This is a genomic window from Parasynechococcus sp., assembly GCF_042954325.1.
Taxonomy (GTDB): domain Bacteria; phylum Cyanobacteriota; class Cyanobacteriia; order PCC-6307; family Cyanobiaceae; genus Parasynechococcus.
Window position 1 is genome coordinate 1 of record NZ_JBGKDS010000031.1, and the last position, 10488, is coordinate 10488.

A 10488-nucleotide genomic window follows, 5' to 3' on the forward strand; every position below is an offset into this window, starting at 1 on the left:
GGTCAATCTGCTTAAAGCCATCGGGGAAAGCCTCCTGAAAACTCAAGAAGAGCAGGGCTACTGGACATTTGAAGGCAGGCCACAAACCGGCTTTGCCCACGGAACATCAGGAATCATGGCAGCTCTTGCAGTGATTGCGAAACACACGCAACTGCAAGTTGATGACGCTCTTGAACGGGCGATTCAATTCGAACTGAATCAGCTCAAGGCCCATCAACCCATGATTGGAGACCATTTGCTATCAAATTCAACGGTTCAAATGGTTGACGGGATGTGGTGCCGTGGCTCTGCTGGCATCCTTCTGGCCATGGCCGTTGTTCAGCAATCTGGGATGCAACACTTACGGGGATTTAATGAATTAACACAGCTGGTGAAAGAGAGACTCTTTCACCAGCTCCCTGACCGAGATCAACTTTGTTGTGGGATCCCAGGGGTGTCGATGTCGTTGGCAGCAGCAGCGCGCGTCATGGACGATGAAGGACTCTTAAATTACTCTCAAGACCTAAAAATGCGGTGGATCCAATCCATCTCATCCGGACGACAACCCATTGCTCGCACCTTGCGCAATGGAACCATCATGAGCCCTCCAGGATTGTTCACAGGCCGTGCAGGGCTCGGCCTCTTTCTTCTGGATGATGCAAACCACGCTCAACTCAAAGATCAGATCATGTCCTGCGGATTACTGACAACTTCACCCATGTGCATCGACAAGGGTTCGCATCCTTGAAGATCAACGCCCGTCAAGACGAAACCAACAAAAAAGCCAGGCCGCTGAAGCGACCTGGCCACGATCAAGAGCACGACTCACAGCGTGCTCTTGAGGCAAACTATCGATGGATCAATAGCGGTAGTGGTCGGGCTTATAAGGGCCTTCCACAGGAACATTGATGTAGTCGGCCTGATCCTTGCGCAGTTCGGTGAGCTTGGCACCGATGCGATCGAGGTGAAGGCGAGCCACCATCTCATCCAGGTGCTTGGGCAGCACATACACCTCTTTGCCGTATTCACTGCCCTTGGTGAACAGCTCAATTTGAGCCAACACCTGGTTGGTGAAGGAATTGCTCATCACGAAGCTGGGGTGACCGGTGGCACAACCCAGGTTCACCAGACGACCCTCAGCGAGAAGGATGATTTTGTTGCCGTTGGGCAGGGTGATGTGATCAACCTGCGGCTTGATGTTCTCCCACTCGTAATCCTTGAGGGAGGCGACATCGATCTCGTTATCGAAGTGGCCGATGTTGCAGACAATCGCTTCGTCCTTCATCTTCACCAGGTGCTCATTGCGGATCACCTGGTAGTTGCCAGTCGCGGTCACGAAGATGTCCATGTCTTGGACCACGTCTTCCAAACGGACGACGCGGTAGCCCTCCATGGCCGCCTGCAACGCGCAGATCGGATCCACTTCCGCGATGCAAACGGTGGCACCCAAGCCACGCAGGGACTGGGCCGATCCCTTGCCCACATCGCCATAACCAACCACCAGGGCCTGCTTGCCAGCGACCATGACATCGGTGGCACGCTTAATGCTGTCGACCAGTGACTCGCGACAGCCGTAGAGGTTGTCGAACTTGCTCTTGGTGACCGAGTCGTTGACGTTGATGGCCGGGAAAGGCAGCTCACCGCTGTTCTGCATCTTGTACAGACGCGCCACACCCGTGGTGGTCTCCTCAGTGACGCCCTGAATCTGGGCTTTGGTGCGGGAGTAGAAGCCCGGATCCTGAGCCAGCTTCTTCTTGATCGACGCGAACAGGAAGGTTTCCTCTTCGTTGGAAGGGTTGTCCAAGACAGTGATGTCCTGCTCGGCCTTGCTGCCCAGCATCACCAGACCGGTGGCATCGCCACCGTCATCCAGGATCATGTTTGGGGAGCCACCATCGCCCCACTCGAGGATGCTGTGGGTGTAGTCCCAGTACTCCTCAAGGGTCTCACCCTTGACGGCGAAGACGGGAATACCACGGGCCGCCATCGCAGCCGCCGCGTGATCCTGGGTGGAAAAGATGTTGCAGGAGGCCCAACGCACTTCAGCGCCGAGTTCCACCAGCGTTTCGATCAGAACAGCCGTCTGAATCGTCATGTGCAGGGAACCGGCAATCCGGGCACCCTTCAGGGGTTTCTCCTGGCCATGCTTGGCACGCAGTGCCATCAGACCTGGCATTTCGGTCTCGGCGATATCCAGCTCCTTGCGGCCGAAATCGGCCTGGGCGATATCGGCAACAACAAAGTCGTTGTCCAGCTTCAGCTCAGCTGTGGTTGTGGGCGCTGCCACCATGGATTTTTAGCTCCGTAGGGAGAACGTGGACGGGAATCTCTGCAGAAACGCCGAGGCTTCGGGCCTGCTTGGTTCTCAACTTAGCGATAGGACCCTCGAGCTCGAGGACCTAGAGGCCACCCGATCCTTTGGTGACGCCCTGGCGCGAGGCCTGCCACCGGGGGCCATTCTCCTGCTGCATGGCCCGCTGGGTGCCGGCAAAACATCCATGGTTCAAGGCATCGCAGCGGCACTCGGCATCGATGAACCGATCACCAGCCCGACCTTCGCCCTGGCGCAGCACTACCCCCAGGGCCAGCCACCACTGATTCATCTGGATCTCTACCGGCTGGAGCAACCCGCCGCGGCCGATGAAATTTTTCTCCAAGAGGAGGAAGACGCTCGATCGATCGGGGCGCTGCTGGCGGTGGAGTGGCCTGAACGGCTCGGACTGGCCCTCCCCGAGGCCTGGAACCTGCATCTATCGCATCGGGACCGTGGGGGACGTGAGGTTCAACTGATCGCACCCAAAAACGCCGCAACATCGTTGTGAGTCGGCTGAGGATCGATGGCCCCGGCCCCGGCACACACGAGGGCACCACAGGCCGCCGCAAATTGAATCCGTTCACCCACCGGCTGCCCCCAGGCATGGAGCAAACCAGCCGTGAACGCGTCACCCGCCCCTGTGGTGTCAACCAGCTGCGGCGGCGGCGTGACCGCCAAGCTTCCCTGCTCTCCCGCGATGCTCCAGCGCAGCGGAGCGGCTCCATCGGTCACCACCACATCGGGCCGCTGGGGCAGTGCAGCCTGAATCGCCAGCGGATCATCGACATCAAAAAGCCACAGCGCTTCCTCCCGCGCCAATTTGATCAATGCGGCCTGCTCCAGCAGCGTGCGAATGGCCGTGCAAGCCGCTGGTGAAGGGCCCTCCGCCGGATCAGCGCTGGCATCCCAGAACGTCGGTCGCCAATTGACGTCCAAGGCAATCGCCACCCCCCGCCGGCGGGCGTCGGCGACCACCCAGCCCAAACTGGTCTTGGCAGCAGGGGTCGCCAGTGGAATCGTGCCGATCAACAGCCAACCCGCCCGTTCCACCAAGGAGGGCCAGACCCGCTGCAAATCGGACAACGCCAAAGCCTGATCGGCAAACCCCTGCCCGCGATCACCGGCGAATCCCTGGAACTGGCGTTCACCGGCCTGGGACCGTCGCACCAACACCACACGGGTGGGCCGGTCGGGGTCGTGCTGAACGGCGCGCTGATCCACGCCACGCTGATCCAGTAACCGGGTGAACGCCCCTCCGATGGCATCCCCGCCCAAACGACCGATCAAGGCCACGGGCGTCCCAAGCCGGGCCAAACCGCAGGCGACGTTGGCGGGCGCCCCACCGAGACAGTCGGTCACAGGACGGTCCACCGCTGGATCACCCCCTGGCGGACCCAGACGGTCCACCAGGGCTTCACCGAGGCAAATCACAGCTGGAGAATCCGCCAAGAGTCCGCCAGCAGGCGGTGATGCGTCTGAACTAAGCCTGGCTCTGACCCTGCAGCCTGCCAAGCAGAGCCTCAATGATTCGTGCGTTGGCCGCGGGGAAGGGGTAGTCGCGGAGCTGATCAGGCATCACCCAGCGCACCTGCTGACTGGCGAGGGGCTGGGGCTCCCCCGCCTCCCAGGCGCAGAGATGCACCACGAAGCGCAGCTTTTTGTGGCTGTAGGCGTGTTCCACCGTGATCAGTTCATCGCCGACCGTCACGGCAATGCCGAGCTCCTCCTTCAGCTCGCGGACGATGCAGGTTTCGATCGTTTCGCCCAGTTCCTGCTTGCCCCCAGGGAACTCCCACATCCCGCCCAGCAAACCTTCCTCCAGCCGCTGATCGATCAACACCTCCCCCGCCGCGTTGAGGACAACACCCACACCGATCACCTGAAAGGGCAGGGGCTTGGGGGCGTCGGTCACGGGCCAGCGGCAGGGATCGCCGGAAGCGTAGGCAGCACAGTGCAACCGCCAGGGGCAGCGTTCGCAGGATGGAGCGCGCGGCGTGCAGACCGTGGCCCCCAGATCCATCAACGCCTGGTTGAAATCCCGGGGACGGTCCGGATCCAACAACGCTTCACTCCAACTCCAGAACTGGGCGTCGTCACGGGCGGGGGGGCGCGGATGGGCCGTCAATCGAGCCAACACCCGCTTGACGTTGCCATCCAGGATCGGAACCGGTGCATCGAACGCGCTGGAGAGGATGCCCCCGGCGGTGGTGCGGCCGATGCCCGGTAATGCCAACCAACCCTCGAGATCCGACGGCCATGGACGACCCACGAGCTGCTGCGCCGCCTCATGCAGACGCCTGGCCCGGGAGTAATAACCCAGCCCCTGCCATTGCAAACGGACCTGCTCCAGGGATGCCGCGGCCAGAGCATCAACACTGGGAAAGACCTTCATCCAGTTCTGCCAATACGGCAACACCACCCGAAGCTGCGTTTGCTGAAGCATCACCTCGGCGATCCAGCACTCGAAAACGCACAGAGGCTCATGGGGCGCAGGCCAGCGGCCGTCCTTGGTGAACATCCACGGCTTGAGGGCTGGATCGATCCGACCGTGGTCGTGCCACCAGGCGAGCAAGGCCTGCGACAACGCTTGTGCCGAGCCCGAAACCAACTGGGACATCACGAGACGCTGGGGCACAACCATCGGCATCAACCAGCTGTCTAGAACAGGCCCCCGCCAAGGGAGGGCCTCAGTCCAGGGGTCAGCTGTAGGCCTTGGCAATCAAGGGGCCCGCTTGCTCGTCCGTCAGCACTGGGGTGACCTCCCAATCGAGACATTCCGCCCATTCAGCGGCGTGCTCATAACAGGCATCAGCAGAATCAGCCTCGACCAAAATCCAGCCCTCGACGGAACCGGGGCCGTGGAAACGCTTCCACGATTTGCATTCGGGGAAGGGAGCACCCGTCGCCATGAACTTCTTGGCTGCAATTTCGTGGTAGCCGGTCTTGAAAGACCAGTGCATCAGGAAGGTCATGGGGCGGAAGCGAAGCCCGATGACCCTCCCATACATTTTCAAAGGCATCTGTGTCGTAGACCGCCTCCGCTCCCGGACGGCGCGGCCCATCAACGCGATGCTCGTACCAACTGGCGCCTGAGCCTGGCCCAACTCCGCTGACAGCGCCGGCGCTCCGGTCGGGTGATCGGGGCATGGGCTAGCTGCTGCTGAAGGTCGGCCATGGCCAGCAATGATGCGGCCTGGCCCGGATGAACACGGGCGGCCCGCCGGCACAACATCGGAAAGGATTCTCCAGGCAACGCCGTGATGCCAAGCCCGCGCAGGACCAGCAAACTGCGGGCCAGTGGATCATGTCCTCCGTCTCGACGCAGGGCATGCCAAAGCCCCAAGCCAAGGGCGATGGCCAAGGCCGCAGCCGCGACGATCGCCAGGCCCAGCCAGCGGATCTGCTCACCGAACACCTGCCGCAGCCAGGCCGATTGCGTGGCCTGATCAAAACCAAGCCACCAGCGGGTCCAAGCCAAATCCAGGGCCCACCACTCGCGTTGAAGCCATACCAGCGCGGGAAGGCGAGCCTGATCTGCCGCCCAGGCACGTCGTCGACTGACCTGGGCGGCTCCACCGGATCCGATCCAAGTGGTGGGATCCACGCGTTGCCAGCCCCGCCCTTGCAACCAGACCTCCGTCCAGGCATGGGCGTCGCTCTGACGCAGGTCGAGGTACGAGGCTCCGCTGAGCGGCTGCTCGAGCCTGCCGCCCTGATAACCGCTGACCACACGGGCCGGCACATCCGCGGCTCGCATCAACGCCGCCAGGGCTCCGGCGTAATGACCACAGAACCCCACCTGACGATCAAACAGAAACGCATCCAGATCCGTGCTCGGCCCGGGCTGCAGGCTGTACTGGAACGGTTGGGAGCGGAACCATTGCTCCGCGGCTTTCAAGCGGTCCTGATCCTTCGGCAACGCCCGCCACGCGGCCGCCAAGCGCTGAAGTCGGGGCAAGGATCGTGCGGGAACGGTTCGTTCGACCGGGAGGGGCGGCCGTTGTTGCCAACTGAGGGATGGCGTGCGTTCAGCGTCTGCCATCAGGCGATAGGAGCGCCGCTGACGCGAAGCCACTGGAAGCAGCAACTCCCCCTCCGGTGAAATCCACTGACGCTCAGCGGTCGGACGCGCGGAGCCATCCCAAGGAACAGCTCTGGTCGCCGACGGTTCCACGCTCCACCACTGGGGAGTCCCCCCAGGCCCCACCCGCCTGGACAGGTTGCCCCCTGAACGGGAGGGTGGATCACGATGACGCCAACGCCGGCCATCGAACTGCTCGTGGACGAGCACACGCCAATAGCCATCCGTGGGGGGAGAGCGATCCGGGCCGAGCGTCAAGCGAGCCGCCGGAGCGTGACTGCGGGCCAGAACCGCAAGGCCGAGGGGGTCCAGATCGGGGGACAGACCGCTCACGGCCCCCTGCGAGGGGCCGAGATCCGTGGTCCAGAGCGGAGGAATCCTCGGTAGGAACAGAAACAGCACCAAGGCCAGCGGCAGAGCGGCCAACAGCAGCTGCGCACTGCGCAGCAACAGCAGACGCGGGGAGAAGGCGCCACCAAATTCATGGGCCAACAGCGCCCCAAGTGCCGTGAGCAACGCCAGCAGTTGCAGCAGGGACGCCAGCAGTCCCTGCAACTGCGCCGCGAGCAACCCCAGAGACAGCAACTGCAGCAAGGCCACCAGACGACGATCCAAGGGGGTTTTGGCCTCGCGCAGCTTCAACCCCGCACACACCACCAGGGCCCAAGTCGGCCAACTCAACGCTGCCGAGAGATTGAGGGCCAAACACTGCAGCAGCAGCAACGGCAACGGCCACCAGGCGAGAGCCAACCCAGACGAACGCATGGTCATGCGAGGGCCAACAGCTCTAAGCAGGCATCGCGATGCACGCGGCCATGCTGAACCGGCAGCGTTGTTCCTTGCAGCTGCAAGCCATAGGCCTCGCCGCGTTGGTGCAACCGCCAGATGCGATCCGCAAGATGCTGCAAGGCATGCTCCCTGGGGATGCCGGATGCCGGCGCCAGGATGCGCTCTGGATGTTCAGGCTCACGAAAACGCTTCACCTGCAGAGGACGACCCTTGGCGGCACTGGTCCAATCCACCAGCGACTGTCGGTCACCATCGCGATACGGACGCAGGTCCTGCCACTCATCGAGACCATCGCGATGCACGATGGGGCGAGCGTCCTGAACCGGTCCCGGTCGACGCGCGGGCCAGATCAGCTGAGCCTGGATGGGCTGCCATCGCGTCCAGCAGATGAACAGACCGAGCGGCGCCACCGTGTCGACGATCAACCGAGGCGGCAGCTGCCAACCGCGCTGAGAGGGTTGCCAGGACAGGCTGATCACAGACTCACCACCGGGGAGGGCATCGATCCGCACCGGCGCTGACCCCTGAAACCGAACCTGCAGCCGCTGGCGTGGGGACTGGCTGCGCAGCCGAAGGGAATACTGCACCGGCCCTTCGGCAAAACCCGGCTGAGACTCCATGCCATGGAGGCTGAGCCCATGGAGGGTCTCATGGGTCAGGAACATCGCCAGCAGCATCAGCCCAAGCATCAGAAAAGCCAGCAAGAGGCTGCTGTTGCTCCCGGTCTGGATCGCCACCAACAGCAACAGCCCCGTCGCGCTCAACCACAGCGCTCCGAACCGACTCGGGATGATGTACAGACTGCGAAGGCCGAGAATCAGATCAGCGGAGGGCATCCACCGACTCCAACAGCGCTGTGCTCAAGGGGCAGCCGGCCCCGCTGGGGCATCCAGCGTCCAGGCGATGTTCAGCCACAGCTGGGAACACGGTCTGGACGTCATCGACGGTGACGTAATCACGCCCGTGTAGCAGTGCCATGGCCTTGGCCACTGCCACCAGCCCCTTCGCCGCACGGGAGGACAAACCAGGCCCGGAGCGCCGGCTGGCCTGAATGAGATCGAGCACGTAATCGATCAAACCATCGGAGCAGTGCAGCCCGGCGGCCTGGACCTGCAACTGCTGCAGCTGCTGTGCCGTGACAACGGGCTGGACCTGATCAAGGGGCCGGGCAGCATCGACAAGCAGCTGGCGCTCGGCCTCACGATCGGGATAGCCGAGGCTGAGTCGCATGGCAAAGCGATCGAGCTGGGCCTCCGGCAAGGGACTGGTGCCCACCTGATCGAGGCTGTTCTGGGTCGCGATCACAAAAAACGGCTGCGGCAACGCATGGGTCGTGCCGTCGACACTGACCCTGGCCACAGCCATCGCCTCGAGGAGGGCACTCTGGGTGCGGGGACTGGCGCGATTGATTTCATCGGCCAGCAGCACCTGGGTGAACAGCGGGCCAGGCTGAAAGTGAAAGTCGACCATGCGCTGATCAAACACATTCAGTCCGGTGAGATCGGCGGGCAGGAGATCACTGGTGAAGCTGACGCGCTTGAACGACAGGCCGACACCCCGGGCGAGGGCTTCGGCCAGCGTGGACTTGCCCGTACCGGGCATGTCCTCGATCAGCAGGTGACCCTTGGCCAGCAGACAGCAGGTCGCCAGCTCGACCTGCCCACGCTTGCCCAGCAGCACCGACCCGATGGACTGCAGCAATAACTGCAGATCATCAAAGCCGGTGCAATCTGCCATCGGTTGTCCTTATCCCATCGCCGCAAAGTCGACGTTGAACATCAACAACTGACCACCGCCATCGGCCTGCATCGCTTCAACTTGTCCGGCGGCTTCACCACGCATTTGCACCACACCCATCAAGGCATGCTCGTTGAGTGGAAGGGCTTCTTGGATCTCAAACAGAGCCCGACCTGCCAACTCATTTTTGCTGTAAAACGTGCCATCAGGTTTTTTCGCGAGAAGACCAGTGAGATCCCAGCTACTGGAAAACTCAGCATCGCGATAGTTGTGGCCTTGATCGGAATCCTCATAGAACGTTCCACCCAGAGCCGTCGCCTCGGCCGCCATCCGAGGACTATTTTTGCCTCCAGCCATCGCCAGAAAGTAACCAGTAGCCTCATCGCGAAGGTTCATCTTTGAATCCAACGGCAAGACAAACTTGCGTTCGCCGTATGGATTTTTGGAATCCTCATCCACAATCAGGATGTCGCCATCGGAACCCTTAATCCAAGCGAGTCCATCGGGATCTTCCATCCTGGCTTCACCGTCTTCGCCCAGGTGCGTCGCAGCCGTCAATGTTCCATCAGGGTTGTTCTCACCTGAATGAGCCAGTCCCTGACCTCCAGTTTGGAGGGTTAAGGAGCCGTCTTCACCGGACAGAACCCGCTTCGCTTTCACATCGAGAAAATCAGGCAATAAATCACCATCGAGATCATTTTTGCGAAGCTGACGCTCAATCTTATGAAGATCGAAGCCAAGGATCGCATCATTTCCAGTCATATTTTGCACAAACCGCGTCCGATTAACATCAGGATCGGGCGCCGAATGCTCCATTTTGTAAGAGCCATTCAGGAAGAAATGACCATCGTCAGAAAAACCCTTCGTCGCAGGGTCATAGGCAGGCTGCGACTCCGGCTCCGTCCAACGCAGCATTTCCGTCTCGACCACGGACACAGGCTGATCAAAACCACCCCATTTAAAATCCGTTGGATAGAAACGGCCTTTAAAATCCGCAGGGCTATCGCTTGATTTCTGATAGGCATTGAAGTTTGCATTATCAGAGCCGTAGGCCACCTCAGATGTCCAGAATTCATCATCAAGCCCCAAACCATTGGCGACCTTGGAGGACACCGACAAACCATAAATCTGGCCATGCAAGAGACCATTCCGACCGAGGAAGCGCTCCACATCGGATGAAGTACTTGCATCAAGCACCTGCCCATCGGCTGCATATCCTTTGCGCCCGACGTACAAACGAATCGGCGCCGTTGGGTTGTAATAGTTATATCCAGACAATGCAATGACGACAAAGTCATCACTTTGCGGATTCAATGGCACCAACTTCTCATAGCCAGTTTGACCAAGCGCAGGGGCCGTATAAGCCGTCCCACTGTTGACATCCGTCACCAGAGACGCCAACCCCATGGTCCGCCCCGAGGTGTTCCAATTCTTTTTACCACCACCTTCCTGAGTGAATTTTTGCTTTGGCTCATCCTCCGGCTTCTGCCCAAACGCCTCTGCATCGGCAACGTTCCACTCCTCAGAGTTCAACCAGAGGTCATCAACAAAGCCTCGGCCCTCTCCCCACTTCTCTGCAGGCTCAAAC

Annotated in this window: 9 protein-coding genes and 1 pseudogene; 2 read left to right on the plus strand and 8 right to left on the minus strand. The window is 61.0% G+C overall.

From position 1 onward, the window contains the following. Window positions 1-727, plus strand: a 727-nt coding sequence (locus ACGVKB_RS04940) for a lanthionine synthetase LanC family protein (protein ID WP_392350167.1), incomplete at its 5' end; no start/stop codon positions are given. A gap of 111 nt (window positions 728-838) precedes the next feature. On the opposite strand, the gene ahcY is transcribed toward ACGVKB_RS04940, so the two are convergent. Continuing rightward, window positions 839-2269, minus strand: a complete 1431-nt coding sequence (ahcY, locus tag ACGVKB_RS04945) for an adenosylhomocysteinase (protein ID WP_392350168.1) — start codon at window positions 2267-2269, stop codon at window positions 839-841. Window positions 2270-2294: 25 nt separating this feature from the next. On the opposite strand from ahcY, the gene tsaE reads away from it, so the two are divergent. Further along, a complete protein-coding gene (gene tsaE / locus ACGVKB_RS04950) occupies window positions 2295-2801 on the plus strand; it encodes a tRNA (adenosine(37)-N6)-threonylcarbamoyltransferase complex ATPase subunit type 1 TsaE (RefSeq protein WP_392350169.1) in 507 nt (168 codons plus the stop codon). Here tsaE and ACGVKB_RS04955 read toward each other — a convergent pair. The 7 genes and pseudogenes from ACGVKB_RS04955 to ACGVKB_RS04985 all read right to left on the minus strand — a co-directional run. Then, window positions 2762-3742 carry a carbohydrate kinase gene (locus tag ACGVKB_RS04955; protein ID WP_392350170.1) on the minus strand — a complete coding sequence of 327 codons (981 nt, stop codon included), beginning with the start codon at window positions 3740-3742 and terminating at the stop codon, window positions 2762-2764. The two genes, tsaE and ACGVKB_RS04955, sit on opposite strands and share 40 nt — an antisense overlap. 31 nt (window positions 3743-3773) lie before the next feature. Further along, a complete protein-coding gene (gene mutT, locus ACGVKB_RS04960) occupies window positions 3774-4934 on the minus strand; it encodes an 8-oxo-dGTP diphosphatase MutT (protein WP_392350175.1) in 1161 nt (386 codons plus the stop codon). A 58-nt stretch (window positions 4935-4992) separates the two neighbouring features. Next, window positions 4993-5265: a DUF3303 domain-containing protein gene (locus tag ACGVKB_RS04965; protein ID WP_392350171.1), complete on the minus strand. Its 273-nt coding sequence runs from the start codon at window positions 5263-5265 to the stop codon at window positions 4993-4995. Window positions 5266-5354: 89 nt separating this feature from the next. Continuing rightward, window positions 5355-7145, minus strand: coding sequence for a transglutaminaseTgpA domain-containing protein (locus ACGVKB_RS04970; protein WP_392350172.1), 1791 nt, complete (start codon window positions 7143-7145; stop codon window positions 5355-5357). After that, window positions 7142-7999, minus strand: a complete 858-nt coding sequence (locus ACGVKB_RS04975; protein WP_392350173.1) for a DUF58 domain-containing protein — start codon at window positions 7997-7999, stop codon at window positions 7142-7144. The genes ACGVKB_RS04970 and ACGVKB_RS04975 overlap by 4 nt, the downstream gene beginning before the upstream one ends. Then, on the minus strand, window positions 7986-8900 hold the full coding sequence (locus tag ACGVKB_RS04980) for an AAA family ATPase (RefSeq protein WP_392350174.1): 915 nt from the start codon (window positions 8898-8900) through the stop codon (window positions 7986-7988). The genes ACGVKB_RS04975 and ACGVKB_RS04980 overlap by 14 nt, the downstream gene beginning before the upstream one ends. A gap of 9 nt (window positions 8901-8909) precedes the next feature. Next, window positions 8910-10488: pseudogene (locus ACGVKB_RS04985) on the minus strand (calcium-binding protein); the annotation flags it as partial.

What these genes read in the sequence shown, in the direction of transcription:
- ACGVKB_RS04980 (WP_392350174.1), bottom strand. Translation starts at nt 8,900, where the DNA reads ATGGCAGATTGCACCGGCTTTGATGATCTGCAGTTATTGCTGCAGTCC.
- mutT (WP_392350175.1), bottom strand. Translation starts at nt 4,934, where the DNA reads ATGGTTGTGCCCCAGCGTCTCGTGATGTCCCAGTTGGTTTCGGGCTCG.
- ACGVKB_RS04970 (WP_392350172.1), bottom strand. Translation starts at nt 7,145, where the DNA reads ATGACCATGCGTTCGTCTGGGTTGGCTCTCGCCTGGTGGCCGTTGCCG.
- ACGVKB_RS04975 (WP_392350173.1), bottom strand. Translation starts at nt 7,999, where the DNA reads ATGCCCTCCGCTGATCTGATTCTCGGCCTTCGCAGTCTGTACATCATC.
- ACGVKB_RS04965 (WP_392350171.1), bottom strand. Translation starts at nt 5,265, where the DNA reads ATGACCTTCCTGATGCACTGGTCTTTCAAGACCGGCTACCACGAAATT.
- ahcY (WP_392350168.1), bottom strand. Translation starts at nt 2,269, where the DNA reads ATGGTGGCAGCGCCCACAACCACAGCTGAGCTGAAGCTGGACAACGAC.